14 protein-coding genes and 1 pseudogene are annotated in these 15,619 nt (G+C 69.6%); 5 read left to right on the forward strand and 10 right to left on the reverse strand.

The annotated features are described in order from the left end of the window. Positions 1-1,549, forward strand: a 1,549-nt coding sequence (locus tag VGD44_RS06110) for a calcium-binding protein (protein WP_414694619.1), incomplete at its 5' end; no start/stop codon positions are given. Positions 1,550-1,596: 47 nt separating this feature from the next. On the opposite strand, the gene VGD44_RS06115 is transcribed toward VGD44_RS06110, so the two are convergent. After that, entirely contained in the window at positions 1,597-2,055 is a 459-nt protein-coding gene (locus VGD44_RS06115; RefSeq protein ID WP_331084953.1) for a hypothetical protein, read from the reverse strand. A gap of 482 nt (positions 2,056-2,537) precedes the next feature. Here VGD44_RS06115 and pgsA point away from each other — a divergent pair, with 482 nt between their 5' ends. Next, positions 2,538-3,158, forward strand: a complete 621-nt coding sequence (gene pgsA / locus VGD44_RS06120; protein WP_331084977.1) for a CDP-diacylglycerol--glycerol-3-phosphate 3-phosphatidyltransferase — start codon at positions 2,538-2,540, stop codon at positions 3,156-3,158. A gap of 5 nt (positions 3,159-3,163) precedes the next feature. On the opposite strand, the gene VGD44_RS06125 is transcribed toward pgsA, so the two are convergent. Continuing rightward, entirely contained in the window at positions 3,164-4,534 is a 1,371-nt protein-coding gene (locus tag VGD44_RS06125) for an L-serine ammonia-lyase (protein WP_331084955.1), read from the reverse strand. Between the two features lie 56 nt (positions 4,535-4,590). Continuing rightward, the gene (locus VGD44_RS06130; RefSeq protein WP_331084957.1) at positions 4,591-5,259 is read right to left on the reverse strand and encodes a glutathione S-transferase family protein; all 669 of its coding nucleotides are present in this window, start codon (positions 5,257-5,259) and stop codon (positions 4,591-4,593) included. Positions 5,260-5,355: 96 nt separating this feature from the next. Here VGD44_RS06130 and VGD44_RS06135 point away from each other — a divergent pair, with 96 nt between their 5' ends. Further along, the gene (locus VGD44_RS06135; RefSeq protein ID WP_331084959.1) at positions 5,356-6,231 is read left to right on the forward strand and encodes a LysR substrate-binding domain-containing protein; all 876 of its coding nucleotides are present in this window, start codon (positions 5,356-5,358) and stop codon (positions 6,229-6,231) included. Here VGD44_RS06135 and VGD44_RS06140 read toward each other — a convergent pair. From VGD44_RS06140 to VGD44_RS06155, 4 genes are all read right to left on the reverse strand, one after another. Continuing rightward, positions 6,228-6,857 carry a glutathione S-transferase family protein gene (locus VGD44_RS06140; protein WP_331084961.1) on the reverse strand — a complete coding sequence of 210 codons (630 nt, stop codon included), beginning with the start codon at positions 6,855-6,857 and terminating at the stop codon, positions 6,228-6,230. The two genes, VGD44_RS06135 and VGD44_RS06140, sit on opposite strands and share 4 nt — an antisense overlap. Before the next feature lie 3 nt (positions 6,858-6,860). Beyond that, entirely contained in the window at positions 6,861-7,751 is an 891-nt protein-coding gene (locus tag VGD44_RS06145; protein ID WP_331084963.1) for a pirin family protein, read from the reverse strand. A gap of 25 nt (positions 7,752-7,776) precedes the next feature. After that, the gene (locus VGD44_RS06150; protein WP_331084965.1) at positions 7,777-8,730 is read right to left on the reverse strand and encodes a hypothetical protein; all 954 of its coding nucleotides are present in this window, start codon (positions 8,728-8,730) and stop codon (positions 7,777-7,779) included. Positions 8,731-8,814: 84 nt separating this feature from the next. After that, positions 8,815-9,312 carry an Lrp/AsnC family transcriptional regulator gene (locus VGD44_RS06155; protein WP_331084967.1) on the reverse strand — a complete coding sequence of 166 codons (498 nt, stop codon included), beginning with the start codon at positions 9,310-9,312 and terminating at the stop codon, positions 8,815-8,817. A 142-nt stretch (positions 9,313-9,454) separates the two neighbouring features. Here VGD44_RS06155 and VGD44_RS06160 point away from each other — a divergent pair, with 142 nt between their 5' ends. Then, entirely contained in the window at positions 9,455-12,895 is a 3,441-nt protein-coding gene (locus VGD44_RS06160) for an indolepyruvate ferredoxin oxidoreductase family protein (RefSeq protein ID WP_331084969.1), read from the forward strand. 212 nt (positions 12,896-13,107) lie between these two features. Next, entirely contained in the window at positions 13,108-13,866 is a 759-nt protein-coding gene (locus VGD44_RS06165; RefSeq protein WP_331084971.1) for a DUF169 domain-containing protein, read from the forward strand. On the opposite strand, the gene VGD44_RS06170 is transcribed toward VGD44_RS06165, so the two are convergent. The 3 genes and pseudogenes from VGD44_RS06170 to VGD44_RS06180 form a co-directional block, all read right to left on the reverse strand. After that, positions 13,863-14,519 (reverse strand): glutathione S-transferase family protein, encoded by a 657-nt coding sequence (locus VGD44_RS06170; RefSeq protein ID WP_331084973.1) that lies wholly within the window; start codon positions 14,517-14,519, stop codon positions 13,863-13,865. The genes VGD44_RS06165 and VGD44_RS06170 overlap by 4 nt on opposite strands. Before the next feature lie 85 nt (positions 14,520-14,604). Further along, complete coding sequence (locus VGD44_RS06175) at positions 14,605-15,306, reverse strand: RcnB family protein (protein WP_331084975.1); 702 nt, start codon at positions 15,304-15,306, stop codon at positions 14,605-14,607. A gap of 96 nt (positions 15,307-15,402) precedes the next feature. After that, a pseudogene (locus tag VGD44_RS06180) lies at positions 15,403-15,619 on the reverse strand (hypothetical protein); the annotation flags it as partial.

Raw genomic sequence — 15,619 nt, forward strand, 5'->3', positions numbered from 1 at the left:
GACCTGGACCTACAGCGGCACGCACACGGTCACCCAGGCCGAGATCAACAGCGGCGCCAACATCGTCAACACCGCCACCGCCGACTCCGACCAGACCGGCCCCGACGAGGACGACGCCGTCGTCACCGTGAACCAGACCCGCACCATTTCGATCGACAAGTACGTCACCCAGGTGGGCTCGGACACAACGGCGCCGTTCAATCCGGTCAGTGCGGCCGGCCAGGTGATCAACTACGGGATCGACGTCACCAACACCGGCAACATCACCCAGACCGGACTGACGGTGACGGACTCGATCGCCAGCGTCAGCCAGGTGCTCGACATCAACGGCAAGAATGTCGGCGACGCCAATACGAACGGCGCCTTCGATCCGGGCGAAACCTGGAAGTTCAGCGCCAGCTACACGGTGACGGCAGGCGATATCGACGGCAACGGCGGCGGCGACGCCGACATCGACAACACCGCCACCGCGGACACCGATCAAGCCGACTCTGTGCAGGACAGCGCGGCGGTCGCGATCTTTGCGCCGGTGACGATCACGGGGAACCCGCAGTTCAACTTCCCGAACAGCGTCGACAGCATCCAGCCCAAGCTGCAGGGGGGCACCTTCGCCGTGAACGCCGGCGGCTACATCTACTGGGATTTCTTCACGTCGAACGACAGCTTGGCGAAGCTGGCCACGTCCGGCTACTCCACCGACTACGCTGGCCTGAAGATCTCGATCCAGAAGATCTGGAACGAGGGCACGTCGACAGGTGATGCGATCTATCGTGTCTACGTGGCGAACGAGACCGGCGCGGCCATCTCGCTGAACAGCGCCCAGAAGATCGCGAGCTACACGGTCACCGCCCTCTCGACCAACAAGGGGCTGGTCGACCTGGTCAACGCCGACCCGATCATCGGCAACTTCAACAACTTCAACAATATCGAGAACGCCCTCCTGAAGGACGCCACCGACCTGTTCGAAACGAACGGTGCGGCGGCGGCATCGGGCGCCTCGATCGACCGGGTTTGGGCCAGCCTGGACGAGACGGGCACGAAGATGGACGATCCCGCGTTCAACTTCGACGCCCTGGCCGGGAACGATGCGGTCTACGGCGGCAGCAACACGACGCCGGGAGCCGCGGGCGACAACCTCGCTGGCGGCGAGGGCGCCGACCTGCTGGACGGCCGCGCCGGCAACGACAGCCTGAACGGCGGCGACGGAAACGACTACCTGTACGGCGGACTCGGCGACGACACGATCGTCGGCGGGGCCGGCAACGACTTCATCTTCGGCAGCTACGGGTCAGATCTGCTCTCGGGCGGCCCCGGCGGAGCTGGGGACCAGGACATCTTCGTGCTCCGGCTCGGTGACTTCGATGAGATCACCGACTTCAACCCGAACGAGGACAAGATCTGGCTCTGGATCGACAGCCTCGACTCGACCCCAGCCGCAGGGGCTACCGCGCTCACCGTCGATGCCAACGGGAACCTGGTCTACAACAACACCCTTGTCGGCCACATCAACGTCGCCTCGCTCAGCGCAAGCGACTACCTCGTCACCTGACGGGCGCGGCCGGTCTCAGCACATGTGCTGGGACCGGCCCCTCTCGCTCAAGTGCTGATGATCCAGCCGGCGTCCAGCGTGCCGGCGGTCACGCCGCGCAGGTCGAAGCAGTCGCCGGTGTCCCACATGAGGCAGGTTCCACCGTTGGCGCCGACGCCCACGGTCAGGGTGTGGCCGAGGTCGGTCGTGAAGGTGTCGCCGACGTCCAGCGTTCCGGTCGGGGCGTCCACGAAGGCGCCCCAGCCGTTGAACTGGATGTTGTCATGGGCCGTCGGCTTGACACTGAAGTCGGTCACGACGTCCTGACCGCCGCAGACGTCCTGGTAGGTGCGATCCAGGACGAAGGTGTCCGAGCCGGAACCTCCGGTGAGGACATCGTTGCCGCAGAAGCCGTTGATGGTGTCGTTGCCGCCCCGGCCGTCTATCTTGTCGTTGTCGGGCGTGCCGTAGATCCATTCGTTCCAAGCGCCGCCGACGATCTTCGGGTTGCTGGCTCCACCAGACATTCGTCCTTCTCCACAGTATAGCCGCCGCGTGTGCAATCGCGCCCCATCACGGCATGGTTGAATGTTTAAGCTTTACTATGGTCTGCCCGAATGCGCGTGACCCACTCCAACGGAACTCCACTGAAGATTTGGTCTGCTCAGATTTCTATTTGGAAACCGAGCATGGTTATTTTTGCGTAGGAGCGAAGCGTCGCAACACACGCCAGGAGTCACGAAGCGACTAGGGGGTCATACCCGCCCCTGAAGCAGATGGGGGGATCCGGTGGCCAAGGCGCGGGCGATCGAGGAGGCGGCCGCGAAGCGCCTGGCGAGCCGGCCGCCGACCCAGGCGCCCGCGCCCGCGCCGGAGCGCCCGGAGCTCGACGACGACTACTGGGGGTGACGTATCGCCGATCTTGAAAGCTTGCCGTGACCGCGGCCCGCCGAACCGGCTAAGCTCTCGCGGAACTTAGCTGGACGCCGAGCGCTCGATTCCCCGCATGCTGAAATCGCTTCCGAACATCCTCACCGCCTCGCGCCTGGTGATGGCGCTCTTCATGTTCGTGGCGTTCGCGGCCGCCGCGGGGGCGGTGCCCTACTACGCCAACCGCCTGGAGCCCGAGGCGCAGTTCGCGTTGCAGCGGTGGGGGGTCTACGCCTTCATAGTGGCCGCGATCACCGACTTCTTCGACGGCTGGCTGGCGCGCAAGCTCGACGCCGAGAGCGTCTGGGGCGCCATCCTCGACCCGATCGGCGACAAGGTGCTGGTTTGCGGCGCGATCCTGGGCCTGCTCTCGCTGGGGCCCCAGCCGATGGTGGTGCTGCCGGCCGGCCTCATCCTGTTCCGCGAGTTCACGGTCAGCGCGCTGCGCGAGGTGGGCGCCGGCAAGGGCGTGAAGCTGCCGGTGACCCTGCTCGCCAAGTGGAAGACGACGCTGCAGCTGGTGGCGCTGGCCATGGAGCTGATCGTGGCCGCCTGGGGCGCCTTCTCGCTCCCGGACGGCACGGCGGCGCGCGAACTGTTCGAGCTCGCCGCCCACCTGATGCTGTGGCTGGCGGCCGTGGTCACCCTGATCACCGGCTTCCAGTATTGGGAGCAGACCCGCAAGGCGCTTTCAACCTAAGATGGTCAACACTCGGCCAGGTTGACTGCAAGGCCGCCCAGGCTGGTCTCCTTGTAGACGTGGCTCATGTCTTCGCCGGTCCGCTTCATCGTGGCGATGACCTTGTCGAGGCTGACCGAGTGCTGGCCGTCGCCCAGCATGGCCAGGCGCGCCGCGTCGATGGCCTTCACCGCGCCCATGGCGTTCCGCTCGATGCAGGGGATCTGCACCAGGCCGCCGATCGGGTCGCAGGTGAGGCCCAGGTTGTGCTCCATACCGATCTCGGCGGCGTTCTCGATCTGGGCGTTGGAGGCGCCCAGGGCGGCGGCGAGGCCCGCGGCGGCCATCGAGCAGGCCACACCCACCTCGCCCTGGCAGCCCACCTCGGCGCCCGAGATGGAGGCGTTGCGCTTGTAGAGCGCGCCGATGGCGGCGGCGGTGAGCAGGAAGGTGCGCCGGCCCTGCGGCGTGCCGTGGTGGAAGCGGTCGTAGTAGCGGAGCACCGCCGGCAAAAGGCCCGCGGCGCCGTTGGTGGGGGCGGTGACGACCCGGCCGCCCGCGGCGTTCTCCTCGTTGACCGCCAGCGCCCAGAGGTTGACCCAGTCGAGCGCCCCCAGCGGGTCGGCGATGCGGCGGTCGGCGTCGGCCACCAGGCTCTTCCAGATGTCGTGGGCGCGGCGCTTCACCTTGAGGCCGCCGGGCAGGACGCCATCGGTCTTCATGCCGCGTTCGATGCAGGCGAACATGGCGTCGGCGATCTGGTCGAGGCCGGCGTCGAGCTCCGCCTGGGCGCGGACGCTGAGCTCGTTGGCGGCCATCAGGCCGGCGATGGTGAGGCCGGCCTTCTCGGCCTGGTCCAGCAGCTCGGCGCCGCTATCGAACGGGTAGGGCGTCGGCAGCGCGCGGGCGGGCGGCGTGTTCTGGGCGATCTCGTCCTCGTCGCGCACGAAGCCGCCGCCGATCGAGAAGTAGGTGCGCTCGGCCAGCGTCCAGCCGTCGGCGTCGAAGGCGGTGAAGCGCAGGGCGTTCGGATGCTGGGGCAGGCGCTCGCGGCCCGCCCACACGAGGTCGCGGGCCTCGTCGAAGGCGATCTCGTGCGCGCCGGCGAGGTTGAGCCGGCCGCGCGCGCGCACGTCGGCGACCACGCGGTCGGCCTCGTCGGGATCCAGCGACTTCGGCTCGAACCCGGCCAGGCCCAGGATCACCGCCCGGTCGGTGGCGTGGCCGCGGCCGGTCAGCGCCAGCGAGGCGTAGAGGGTGGTCTCCACCCGCGCCGTGCGGGCGACGTCCGGCCCCAACCGCTCGAGGAACCGGCCGGCGGCGGTCATCGGACCCATGGTGTGCGAACTGGAAGGGCCGACCCCCAGCTTGAAGAGGTCGAAGACGCTGACGTGCATGGGCGCTGTGTGTGGACGGCTGCGCGCCCTGACGCAAGGGCAGGGCGCGTCGCCGGTCAGGCCGGAACGGCGAGGCGCGCCAGCGCGTCCTCCAGGCTGACGTGGCCGCGGAAGCCGCCCGCGCTGGTCGCCGGCTCCTCGTGCTCGATGGCGAGCGCGAACCGGACGGCGGGATCCTGCGCGAGCCGCCGGTAGAGCCGGTCGACCGCCGGATACGCCGACCGGTCGATCGCCTGGTGGAACTCGTTCCAGCGGGCGATCCCGAAGAAGTAGGCGTCGGCGATGGTCGGCCCGTCGCCGACCAGCCAGTCGCGTCCGGCCAGCAGCGCCTCGAGCTGGGCATGCGCCCTGGCCACCTTCCGGCGGCCGCTGGGGATGAGGAACGCCTTGTCGGCCTCGCTCGCGCCTTCGACCGCCTGCCAGAGCGGGCTGAAGCCGCCGAAGTAGCTGGTGGTCAGGAACGAGAGCATCTCGTCCAGGCGCGGATCGGCCGGGTTTCCGGCGATGTGGCGCAGGATCGCGGCGCTCTGGCTGAACACCTGGCCGTCGGCGGTCATGAAGGTCGGGGTCTCGCCCAGCGGGTTCAGCCGCCGGTACGCCTCGCTCGTCACCTGATCGGGCATCTGGATGCGGCCAAGCTGGTAGGGCCGGCCCGACCATTCGAGCGCCACGATGGCGCCGAACGAGCAGCCCTCCGGCACGCCGTAGAAGAGGATGGGGGTCATGTCTCATGTTCTCCGGTCTGATGCCGGAGAGATGATCGCGTGGCCTTTGACGCAACAGAGGCTGAGTGGCAGACCAATCGTCCACGCGGGTGGACGATGAATCCCAACGACCTCCTCCTCTTCGCCCAGGCCGTGGAGCACGGCGGCTTCGCGCACGCGGCGCGCCGGCTGGGCGTGCCCAAGTCCACCGTCAGCAAGCGGGTGGCCGCGCTGGAGGCCGCGCTCGGCGCGCGGCTGATCCACCGCACCTCGCGCAGCTTCGTGCTCACCGACGTGGGCCGCGACGTCTACGAACACGCCCGTGCGGCGCTGATCGAGGTCGAGGGCGCGGAAGCCGCCGTCCGCCGCCGCCAGGTCGAGCCCAGCGGGACCGTGCGCATCACCGCCTCGATCCCGACCGTGCAGATGGAACTGGCGCCGCGGCTGCCGGCGCTGGCGGCTGCGCACCCGAAGCTCCGACTGGTCGTGCACGCCACCGACCGCTTCGTGGACATCGTGCAGGAGGGCTTCGACATCGCGATCCGCAGCCACTTCGGGCCCTTGCCCGACTCGGGCCTGGTTGCACGACGGCTGCGGGCCGAGCCGTTCGTGCTGGTCGCCGCACGGGACTACCTCGCCGCGCGCGGGACGCCGGTCGGGCCTGGGGACCTCGAGAACCATTCCGCGATCCTGGGGGCCCTGAACCAGACGTCCTGGCGACTGCGCCACGTCGACGGGCGCGAGGGGACGGTGACGCCACAGCCCCGGATGGTCGCCGACGAGTCCACGGTGATCCTGGAGGCGGCCGCGGCGGGCCTGGGCGTCGCCGTGCTGCCCGAGCCGTTCGTCCGCGCCGCGATCGCCGCGGGCCGCCTCGTCCGCGTCCTCTCCGACTGGACCGCCGGCGAAGTCACCACGACGATCCTGACGCCGCACCGAAGGGGCCAGCTGCCGGCGGTGCGGGCGGTGGTGGAGTTCCTGGCGGACGGCTAGGGCGTCGTCTCGATGAAGCTGGACCGGCCGCTGATGGCCGCCCACCAAGCTTCGAGGCGCGGGTGGCGGGCCACCATAGCGGCGCCTTCGGGCGTGCGGCGGAAGAGGGCGAACATCGGGGCCGCGTGGAGGTCCGCGAGGGTGAGCACGTCGCCGGCGAGCCAAGGGCCGTCGGCCAGCGCCGCTAGCGCCGCGAGGCAGGTCTCGGCCTTGGGCAGCAGGCGGGCGATGCGAGCCTCGTCGGACGCGCGGCCGCGGGCGGGCGCCTCGATGCGCTCGACATAGATGCCCCAGACCAGGTCCGGGTAGACGTGGCCGTCCTGTATGCCGATCGCCTGGGTCATGCGGGCGCGGGCCTTCGGGTCGGCCGGCTGCAACGGCGGGCCGTCGAACGTCTCGTCCACGTAGCGGGTAATGGCGCCGGTCTCGTAGAGCGCAAAGCCGTCGTGCTCGAACGCCGGGATCTTGCCGAACGGCTGGCGGGCCAGGTGCTCCGCCGGCGGCCCGCCCGGCGCGAAGACGTCCACCGCGACGAGGTCGTAGTCCACGCCCTTCTCCGCCAGCGCCATCCGGCAGGCGCGGACGTAGACGCTGTAGGCGGCGCCGTAGAGGGTGGGTTGCGCCACCCTTCAGCTCATCGGGTTCGCTGGCGGGGGCGGTTCCGGCAGCGGGATCCATTCGTCGTGGTCGGCGTCGGGGAGCTTCATGCGGCCGGCGCGCCAGTCGGCCTTGGCTTGCTCGAGCCGGTCCTTGGACGAGGAGACGAAGTTCCACTCGATGAAGCGGGGCCCGAGCGGCTCGCCGCCCAGGAGCATCACGACGGCGTCGGTCTGGGCGGTGAAGGTGATGGCGTCGCCGGGCGCGAAGACCGCCATCTGGCCAGCCGAGAGTGTGCGGCCGTCGACCTCGACGCTGCCCTGGGCCACGTACGCGGCGCGCTCGGGATACTCGGCGGGCAGCTGGGCCTGGGCGCCGGCGTCGAGGCGCCAGTGGACGTAGAACATCGGCGAGTGGGTCGCGACCTTCGCCGCGGCGCCGAAGGCCTTGCCGGCGATCAGGCGGGCCCACATGCCGCCGCCCTCGTAGGTGGGCAGGTCGTCGGGGCCGTGGTTCGCGAAGCTCGGGGCCATCTCCTCCAGCTCGGTCGGCAGCGCCACCCAGGCCTGGATGCCGTGCATGCGGCCGCCGGTCCGGCGCAGGGTGTCGAACCGCTCGGAGTGGGTGATGCCGGAGCCGGCGGTCATCCAGTTCACCTCGCCGGGGTGGATCGGCTGGATGGCGCCCACCGAGTCGCGGTGGGTGATCTCGCCGTCGAACAGGTAGGTGACGGTGGAGAGGCCGATGTGCGGGTGCGGCCGGACGTCGACGGTCTTCGGGAAGCCGGCCTCGAAGTCGACCGGGCCCATGTGGTCGAAGAACACGAACGGCCCGACCATCCGGCGCTTGGCGTAGGGCAGCACCCGGCCGACCTCGAACCCGCCGAGGTCCTTGCGGCGCTGGTCGATGACGAGGTCGATCATGGCGGGACTCCCTGACTGAAGGAGGTCAGGGATGCGCCGGGAGCTTGACGAGAGCAACCGTGGCCGGGCCGGGATCGGTCTCGTTGCGCTTCCCGTCGGTCCAGCCGGCCCATTGGCTGCCGGTGACCACGGCGACGCCGTCCGGGCTGGCGGCGGCCAGGGCGACGTCGCGGAGGGGGGCGCCCTTCAGCAGGGTCTCGGAGGCTTCGAGGCGGTTGCAGTCGGCGCTGATCTTCAGGCGCAAGAGGCGGTAGGGCTGGGCGCCGTTGTAGGTGGCGATCACGTCGAGGTGGTCGCGGGTTCCGAGTGCTGCGAGGCCGTCCAGGCCGGCGACCTTCGGGCCGGTGACCTTCAGCGGCCGGCTTTCGCCGCCGGCCAGCTCCACGCGGTGCAGGCCGGTGGCGTAGTCTGAGACCACCATGACGTCGAGCGGGCAGAGCACCATCCCCTGGGCCGAGGCGACGCCCTTCGGCCGGGAGACGAGCTCCAGGCGCGTCATGCCCGGCGCGAAGGTCCAGATCGCGCCCGTGCCGCCATCGGAGGCGTAGACCGCGCCGGCTGGATCCACGACCACGTCGCCGAACTGCATGGCCTCGCCGAGCGGGGCCGGGTAGCGGGCGAGGATGGCGCCGTCGGCGAGGGCGACCTTGAGCAGGCCGGTGCGCGCCTCGCCCGAACCGCCGGGCAGGCCCGCGCCCCAGGACTCGGCGGCCCAGAGCACGCCGCGGGGTGGGTCGACGGCGATGCCGAAGATCGCGCCGGTGGTCGGATCGGGCTGGAGGAACGGGACGAACTTGCCGGCTTCGACGCGGAAGATGGTCTTGGCGGCGACGGCGGAGACGAACCAGCGGCCGTCGTGGTGGGTGACGCCCTCAATCAGGAGATCGCGGCGCTCGTCCTGGGCGAGGAGAGTGACGGGTGGGTCGGCGGCGTGGGCCGGCACGGCGAGGAGGAGCGTCAGGAAGGCGAGATGGCGCACGGTGATTCTTCCCCCAAGCATCACCATCGATTGTCATCCCGGTCTTGGCCTGCGGCGAAACCGGGATGACAACCGTTGTTTGGGTTACCCCTGCGCGCTCACGTAGGGGCTCACCAGCCCCAGCGGGGCGGCGGTGGTGTTCTTCACCGAGCGGATGACGATGCGGCTCTCGATGTTGGAGACCAGGCCCAGCGACAGGATCTTGTCGCGCAGGAAGTCGTCGAAGGCGTGCATGTCGCGAGTGACGATGCGCAGCTCGTAGTCGGCCGCGCCGGTGACCGTGGCGCACTGGACCACCTCGGCCAGCTTGGTGATGGAGGTCTCGAACGAGTCGAGGTTGTCCTTGGTGGGCAGCGACAGCTTGACGGTGCAGTAGACCTCGAAGCCCAGGCCCAGTTTGTCCCGGTCCAGGATGGTCACGCGGCGCTGGATGACGCCCGCATCCTCCAGCCGCTTGATGCGCCGCCAGCACGGGCTGGACGACAATCCGACGCGATCGGCGATCTCGGCGACCGACAGTCCGGCGTCGTGCTGGATCAAATCCAGGATCTTGGCATCGACGGCGTCGAGGGCCTCGGACAACTTTTCCTCCTGTTACCGACACGAGAGCATATTGTTCTTGCCCCGGAACCACTGCCCGGGGGCATGCTTTTGGCAAGCAATTGCGGCGCTCTTATATGATCTTGCGAGGAGTCTGGGGAGGCCCGAAAGGATAAAAATTGCGATGCGCCACCAAGAAGTGACGCTCGACGACAAATTTCTGCTCACGGACGGTCGGGTCTTCATCACCGGCGTCCAGACGCTCCTCCGCGTCCTGATGGACCAGCACCGGCTGGACCGCGCGGCGGGGCTGAACACGGCAGGTTTCGTTTCGGGTTACCGCGGCTCGCCCCTGGGCGGGCTGGACCAGCAGGCTGGGCGCGCGAGCAAATACCTGAAGACCGCCGAGGTGGTGTTCAAGGAAGGCCTCAACGAGGACCTGGCCGCCACCGCCGTCTGGGGCAGCCAGCAGGCGAACCTGTTCCCCGGCGCCCGCTACGACGGCGTGTTCGGCATGTGGTACGGCAAGGCCCCTGGCGTGGACCGCACGGGCGACGTCTTCAAGCACGCCAACTTCGCCGGCGTGCACCCCAAGGGGGGCGTCCTGGCCGTGGCCGGCGACGACCACACTTGCAAGTCCTCCACCTTGCCGTCGCAGTCGGAATACGCCTTCCAGGACTTCGAGATGCCGGTGCTGTCGCCGGCCGACGTACAGGAGGTGCTGGACTACGGCCTGATGGGCTACGCGCTCAGCCGCTTCTCCGGCCTCTGGGTGGGCATGATCGCGCTGGCCGACACCATGGACTCGGGCGCGACGATCGACGTCTCGCTGTCGCGCCACCGGTTCGTGACGCCGGAGAACTTCCGCATTCCGCAGGGCGGGCTGGGCATCCGGCTCAAGGACCAGCCGCTCGACAAGGAGCGGCGCCTCCGCACCCAGAAGATCCCCGCTGCGCTGGCCTTCGCGCGCGCCAACCACATCGACCGGGTGATGCTGGGCGCGTCGCGGCCGCGCCTGGGCATCGTCTGCCAAGGCCAGGCCTATAAGGACGTGATCGAGGCCTTCGCGGCTATGGGCATAACCCAGCCCGAGGCCGCGCGCCTGGGCGTGGCGATCTACAAGGTGGGCATGCCCTGGCCGCTCGAGCCTGTGGGGCTGCGGGCGTTTGCGGCCGGCCTCGAGACCCTGATGGTGATCGAGCACAAGCGGCCGCTGATCGAGGTGCAAGCGCGCGCGGCGCTCTACGACCTGCCGGCGCAGGCGCGGCCGACGATCATCGGCAAGACCGACGAGAAGGGCGCGCCGCTGCTCTCGGAGCTGACCTCGCTCAGCGTGGCCGAGATCGCGCTGGCCATCGCCGACCGGCTGCCGGCCGGCGGCCACATGGACCGGGTGTACGACTACCTGAACCGCGTCTCGGCCGCCTCGATGGCCGCCGTCACGCTGTCGGCGGACCAGCAGAGGAAGCCGTTCTTCTGCTCGGGCTGCCCGCACAACTCCTCGACCCGCCTGCCGGAAGGCAGCCGCGCGCTGGCCGGCATCGGCTGCCACTACATGGCCAGCTTCAACGACCCGTCGACCGACCTGAACAGCCACATGGGCGGCGAGGGGCTGTCGTGGGTGGGGGCTTCGCCCTTCACCGACGAGAAGCACGTGTTCGTGAACCTCGGCGACGGCACCTACAACCACTCGGGCTCGCTCGCGATCCGCGCCGCCGTCGCGGCCGGGGCGAACATGACCTACAAGCTCTTGTTCAACGACGCCGTCGCCATGACCGGCGGCCAGGCGGCCGAGAGCGGCTTCACCGTGCCGCAGATCACCCGCCAGCTCGCGGCGGAAGGCGTGCAGAAGGTGGTGGTCGTGGCAGCCGAGCCCGAGCGCTACCGGACGGTCACCGACCTCGCGCCTGGCGTAGAAGTGCGGCCGCGCCTCGAGCTGATGAAGGTGCAGCGCGAGCTGCGCGACACCCCCGGCGTGACGGTGCTGATCTACGACCAGGTCTGCGCCACCGAGAAGCGGCGCCGTCGCAAGCGCGGCAAGATGGCCGCCGCCCCGATGCGGGTGATGATCAATCCGCTGGTCTGCGAGGGCTGTGGCGACTGCTCCAAGACGTCGCACTGCGTGTCGGTGGAGCCGCTGAACACGGCGTTCGGGCGCAAGCGCAAGATCAACCAGTCGACCTGCAACCAGGACTACTCGTGCCTGGACGGCTTCTGCCCGTCGTTCATCACGCTGGAGGGCGCCGAGAACGCGCACCGCGAGGCGATGCCGGCGCTGACCGCCGACGCCACCCCGCTGCCGCAGTTCGAGGCGCTGCACGGCGTCCGCAACATCGTCTTCACGGGCGTGGGCGGCACGGGCGTCACGACGGTGGCCTCAATCCTGGCCATGGCCGCCCACGTGGACGGCCGCGCGGCCTCAGTGGTGGACATGACCGGCTTGGCCCAGAAGGGCGGCGCGGTGTTCAGCCACGTGCGTATCGGCGAGACCGAGACCACCACCATCGGCGGCCGGGTGCCGGCGGCCAGCGCCAACGTGCTGATCGCCTGCGACCTGCTCTCGGCGGCGGGCCCGGACGCGCTGGCGCTCTACGCCAAGGACCGGACGGTGGCCGTCGGCAACGCCGACTTCGCGCCGACCGCCGACTTCGTCACGGACCGCGACGTGCGCTTCGACGCCGACGAGCAGGGCAAGCGGATCGCCGCAGCGGTGAAGAGCTATGACGCCGCCCCGGCCAGCCACCTGGCCGAGAGCAACCTGGGCGACGCGATCTACGCCAACATGATCATGCTGGGCTTCGCCTGGCAGAAGGGTGTGGTCCCGGTGTCGAGCCGCGCGCTCTACCGCGCGATCCGGCTGAACGGGGTGGAGGCGGAAGCCAACCTGCAGGCCTTCGAGCTGGGCCGGAAGGCGGCGTTCGACCCGTCCGCCCGCGGCAAGCGCGAGGACGACGTCCCGACGCCGGAGACCATGCCGCTGGACGAGCTGATCGCCCACCGGGTGAAGGAGCTGACGGCGTACCAGAACAAGGCCTACGCCGACCGTTATCTCGCCAAGGTGGAGGCGGTGCGGAAGGCCGAGGCGCCGCTGGGCTCCGAGGCGCTGACGCGGGCCGTGGCGGTCAGCCTCTACAAGCTGATGGCCTACAAGGACGAGTACGAGGTCGCGCGCCTCTACTCCGACGGCCGCTTCGCCCAGTATCGCAGCGAGACCTTCAAGGGCGGCAAGGCGAAGGTGTGGCTCAGCCCGCCGCTGCTGGCCCGCAAGGGTCCGGACGGCAAGCCCCGCAAGATGGCCTTCTCGCCCTGGATGCTCGACCTGGTGTTCCCGACGCTGGCGAAGCTGAAGGGTCTGCGCGGCGGTCCACTCGACATCTTCGGCAAGACCGAGGAGCGGAAGATGGAGCGCGGCCTGGTCCGGGACTTCGAGGCCGACGTGGACAAGCTGGTCGCGGGGCTTGGCAAGGACCGCCTGGCCGTCGCCACCCAGATCGCCACCGTCCCGCAGCAGATCCGCGGTTTCGGCCACGTGAAGGAGGCCTCGCTGGGCCCGGCCAAGGCCGAAGCCAAGCGGCTTTGGAAGCAGTGGGACGCGGTCGGGGCGAAGGAGCCGGCGGAGGCGTAGTTCCTCCCACCAACCCGTGTCATCCCGGTTTCGCCGCAGGCGAAGACCGAGACCCATAAGCGTCGATCTCCCCGGAGCGACCACGGTGTCGAGGCCGTGCGCTTCCTGCAGCATCGACGCTTATGGGGCCCGGTCTTTCGCTCCGCGAAAACCGGGATGACAAATGGGGGGTGGGCCTTCAGCGTGTCTCACCGACACCGCCGGAGGCTCTCATGGACTGGCCCGCCGTCACCGCCGACTTGGAGCAGCTGCTGAAGCTGCGCACGATCCCGTTCGGGATGAAGCTCTACGAGGCCCGCGCCGACATGGAGGCCGTGCCGCGCATCCGCAGGCCGCAGCATGTCCACACCCTGGACCAACTGGTCGGCCAGGCGGCGCGGCTGGGCTGGACGGTGGGGGTGACCGCCGAGGACCTGGTGGGCTCGCAGTGCCGCGCGGTCGTGGGCCTGGGCGCCGCCAAGACGCCCGAGTGGCAGTCGGGCAAGCACATGACCGGCGTCTGGTTCGAGACCGTCGAGGACGCCACCGCGCACCAGGCGGCGATGCACTGCGTGCCGGACGGCCAGTACGAGGCGCTGGCGATCGGGCCGCTGGCGGCGGGCAAGATCGCCGACTTCGACATCGCGCTCTTCTACGCGACGCCCGGGGCGATGATGTACTTCATCAACGGGCTGCAGTGGTCGGGCTACAAGAAGTTCGACTGGGGCGTGGTGGGCGAGAGCGCCTGCGCCGACAGCTGGGGTCGGGCGCTGACCAAGCGCGAGCCCAGCCTCTCGATCCCCTGCTTCGCCGAGCGCCGCTACGGCGGGGTGCTGGACGACGAGATGCTGATGGCGACGCCGGGCGAGTACCTGGTGAAGGCTATCGCCGGCATGAAGGCGCTCTCGAAGAACGGCTTCCGCTACCCCTTCCCGCAGTACGGCGTGCAGCAGGACGTGCGGGAGGGGATGTCGGTGAGCTACGGGCCCTAGTCGCGGTCCGGCGCGCCGAGCGGGAAGTAGGAGCGGTACTTGCGCGCTTCTTCCACGGCGCGCGCGAAGGACGGGCGTTGGAGCAGGCGCGTGCGGTAGGCGCGCAAATTGGGGAATTGGTCGCCGATCTGGTGGACCCAGTCGGCGTAGAAGAGCGACGGCGCGGCGGCGCAGTCGGCCAGGGTGAAGGCCTCCCCCGCCGCCCAGGTGCGGCCCGCAAGCCGCGGCTCAAGCCAGGCATAGGCCTTGTCGAGGGCCGTGCGGGCGTCGTCCATCGACTCGGCGCGCCGGGCGGGATCCTCGGTGCGGATCGCGGTGAACACCGGCCCCTGCATGGCGCTCATCACGTAGTTGTCGAAGAAGCGGTCGAGGAACCGGACCTCCAGCGCCGCGTCGGGATCGGTCGGGATCAGGCGGACCGGCCCCGGATGGTGCAAGCCCAGGTGCTCGATGATGATGCTGGACTCGATGACGGTCCGCTCGCCGTCCACCAGCACCGGGAAGCGCCCGATCGGCCAGAGCGCCGCCAGCTCCTCGCCCGCGCCTTCGTCCTCAAGGTGGCGATAGGCGAAGGCGACGTCATTCTCCCAGAATGCGATCAGCACCTTCTGGCAGTAGGACGAGAACGGGTGGGCATAGAGCGTCAGCGACATCGAAAGCGGCCCTAACTAATTGCAATATGCAATCAGTTAACGCGATCGATCCGGCATTGCAAGCGGGGCCGGGGCCCTGCGCGGTCTAGCCGAGCAGGGCGCGGATCACCTCGGACACCAGGCCGGTCTCGGTCCGGACCAGGTAGGCGTCCTCGCCGTAGAGCACCCAGCGATAGCCGGCCGGCGGCGTGCGCAGGCGGTACCGGGCGGGCTCGTAGATGATGTATTGGCGGTCGTTGATGTAGGCGGTCGGCATGCGCTCGCCCACGCCGTAGAGCTTCTTGGCCTGGCCGGGCGGCATGCCGTGCGGATGGCGCTTCCGCCCAGGTTCGCTGACCGCATAGGAAGGCCGGTCGCGTTCGTAGTAGCGGCGGTCGTAACGGCGCTCCTCCTCGACGTACGCCGGGCGGCGCTCATAGGTGCGGCGCGGTTCGTCGGCGTAGATCGGGCTGCGGTCGTCGACGTAGGCGGGCTGCGTGCGGCGGGTCGTCGTCGTGCTGGGCGCGGGCGAGCGGGCGTCGGACTTCTGCATCTGGCAGCCCACGTACGAGCCGGTCGCGGCCCCGGCGGTGGCGCCGATGATCGTGCCGGCCTGCTGATCCTTGCGGACGACGTTGTTGCCGATGACGCCGCCCAGGACCCCGCCGATCACGGCCCCGGCGATCTGCTTGTTGCCGGACGCGTCGCAGCCGATCACGCCGCCGGCGACTTCGCCGGCCTGGACGGCGGCGGGCATGGCCAGGGCGACGACAGCGGTCGCGCCGAGGATCAGGGGCTTCAAGATCATGGGTCACCTCGTGCAGCGGCCGCGCGATTGCGGAATGCGACCGTGCCCGAGGCTGCCAGCGACGTCCTTTACGGCGGCTTCGTCGGAATGGTTATTTCAGGCTGCGGGCCGCACGACGACGTCGACGCCGCCGTCCGACCGCTCGGTGACCGTCAGGTCCGCGCCCGGCGCCACCTCTCCCAGATCCAGCTCCTCGCGCGGCGTGATCAGCCAGGTGCGGCGGCCGGCCATCGCCAGCACGAGCTTTCCCGTCCCCCAGGTAACGGCGGCCCGGCCTTTCAGCGCCGCGTACATCGGATTGCGCCGCCAGGCC

Source organism: Phenylobacterium sp., assembly GCF_036402295.1.
Taxonomy (GTDB): Bacteria; Pseudomonadota; Alphaproteobacteria; order Caulobacterales; family Caulobacteraceae; genus Phenylobacterium.

Excerpts from the sequence above, each read along its gene's own strand:
- VGD44_RS06115 (WP_331084953.1), bottom strand. The coding sequence starts at position 2,055 with ATGTCTGGTGGAGCCAGCAACCCGAAGATCGTCGGCGGCGCTTGGAAC.
- VGD44_RS06125 (WP_331084955.1), bottom strand. The coding sequence starts at position 4,534 with ATGCACGTCAGCGTCTTCGACCTCTTCAAGCTGGGGGTCGGCCCTTCC.
- VGD44_RS06130 (WP_331084957.1), bottom strand. The coding sequence starts at position 5,259 with ATGACCCCCATCCTCTTCTACGGCGTGCCGGAGGGCTGCTCGTTCGGC.
- VGD44_RS06135 (WP_331084959.1), top strand. The coding sequence starts at position 5,356 with ATGAATCCCAACGACCTCCTCCTCTTCGCCCAGGCCGTGGAGCACGGC.
- VGD44_RS06145 (WP_331084963.1), bottom strand. The coding sequence starts at position 7,751 with ATGATCGACCTCGTCATCGACCAGCGCCGCAAGGACCTCGGCGGGTTC.
- VGD44_RS06160 (WP_331084969.1), top strand. The coding sequence starts at position 9,455 with ATGCGCCACCAAGAAGTGACGCTCGACGACAAATTTCTGCTCACGGAC.
- VGD44_RS06165 (WP_331084971.1), top strand. The coding sequence starts at position 13,108 with ATGGACTGGCCCGCCGTCACCGCCGACTTGGAGCAGCTGCTGAAGCTG.
- VGD44_RS06170 (WP_331084973.1), bottom strand. The coding sequence starts at position 14,519 with ATGTCGCTGACGCTCTATGCCCACCCGTTCTCGTCCTACTGCCAGAAG.
- VGD44_RS06175 (WP_331084975.1), bottom strand. The coding sequence starts at position 15,306 with ATGATCTTGAAGCCCCTGATCCTCGGCGCGACCGCTGTCGTCGCCCTG.